This is a genomic window from Achromobacter sp. GbtcB20 (assembly GCF_019091095.1).
Taxonomy (GTDB): domain Bacteria; phylum Pseudomonadota; class Gammaproteobacteria; order Burkholderiales; family Burkholderiaceae_B; genus Achromobacter; species Achromobacter mucicolens.
Genome location: NZ_JAGXJZ010000068.1, coordinates 1 through 1,277, shown reverse-complemented (window position 1 = coordinate 1,277; position 1,277 = coordinate 1). Strand labels below are relative to the sequence as shown.

At 57.4% G+C, this 1,277-nt stretch carries 2 protein-coding genes; both read right to left on the bottom strand.

The genetic code is table 11. The features are described 5' to 3' along the window. Positions 1–31: 31 nt before the first annotated feature. The gene (locus tag KVT32_RS27775) at positions 32–871 is read right to left on the bottom strand and encodes an IS3 family transposase (RefSeq protein ID WP_246283035.1); all 840 of its coding nucleotides are present in this window, start codon (positions 869–871) and stop codon (positions 32–34) included. 11 nt (positions 872–882) lie between these two features. Further along, positions 883–1,215, bottom strand: coding sequence for a transposase (locus KVT32_RS27770; RefSeq protein ID WP_175124205.1), 333 nt, complete (start codon positions 1,213–1,215; stop codon positions 883–885). Positions 1,216–1,277: the final 62 nt, after the last annotated feature.

The following is a 1,277-nucleotide window of genomic DNA, read 5'->3' as shown; positions in this document are numbered from 1 at the left end:
TGAGCTAACCCGGATTTCTCGGACAGTTTGGTTAGGACACATTGGCCTCGACCTGGGCTGGGGTTTTATAGCCTAGCCCCTGGTGCAGTCGTTGGCGGTTGTAAAAGACCTCTATGTAGTTGAAGATCGCCAATCGCGCGTGTTCCCGGCTCTGGAAGACTTGATGATGCGTCAACTCATTTTTCAGATTGCTGAAGAAGCTTTCCGCGACGGCATTGTCATAGGGGTCGCCCGTCGCGCTCATGCTGATGGTGACGCCGTTTTCGGTCAGTAATCGTCGGTACTCCGCAGAACTGTACTGGGCGCCGCGATCGCTGTGGTGCATCAAGCCTGGTGCGGGGTTGCGCCGAGCAAGAGCCATCTGGAGCGCATGAATCAACAAGCTGCGATCTGCCTTCTCAGCCATGCTCCAGCCAATTACGGATCTGGAGTAAAGGTCCAACAGCACTGCGAGGTACAACCAACCCACCCGCGTTGGTATCACCGTGATATCGCCCACCCAGACCTTGTTCGGGCAGTTCACGGTGAATTGACGTTGAAGATGGTTAGGCGCCGGGTCTAGCAACGAGTGCTTCTTGAGGCGGCGGAAACGCTGCTTGCGCAGCGCCTCGATGCCGGCCTGACGCCGCAGCCTCGCTATGCGATGCTTGCCACAAGCGATGCCATTGGCATTAAGTGCACGCCAAGTCTTCTCTGCGCCATACGCTTGTCGGTAGGCACGATGAGCCTGTTCTATGGCGGCGAGCAGCTTTACGTCCTCTTGCTGTCGTGCCGAAGGTACTCGGCGCAGCCAGTCGTAGTACCCGCTGCGACTCACATGCAAAGCTCGGCATAGCCGAGCGACTCGGAACTGCTGCTGATGAGCCTGCACAAAGGCGTACCTCACGGCAGTTCCCGCGCAAAGTACGCTGCCGCTTTTTTTAGGATGTCCCGCTCTTCAGTAACTTGAGCCAACTCGCGCTTGAGACGTCGGATCTCAGCCTGCTCGTCAGTGCGCACTTTACCCGTACCGGGGAACGAAACATCGGGCCCGTGCGTGGCCAGTTCCTTCTTCCATCGGTAAAGGATCGAACGCTTGACGCCGAGCATCAGCGCCAGCTGGACGCCACTGACCTTACCTTCTTCCAGTTGGCGGACCGCCTCGATCTTGAACTCTCGGCTATAGCGCTGGCGCTCGGCATCGTCGGGCTTGCCGTCGGGAGTGGATTTATCCATTGGACACCTCCTTCAAGTATTGTCTACTTTTACGAGTGTCCGGAAAACCCGGGTTAGCTCAG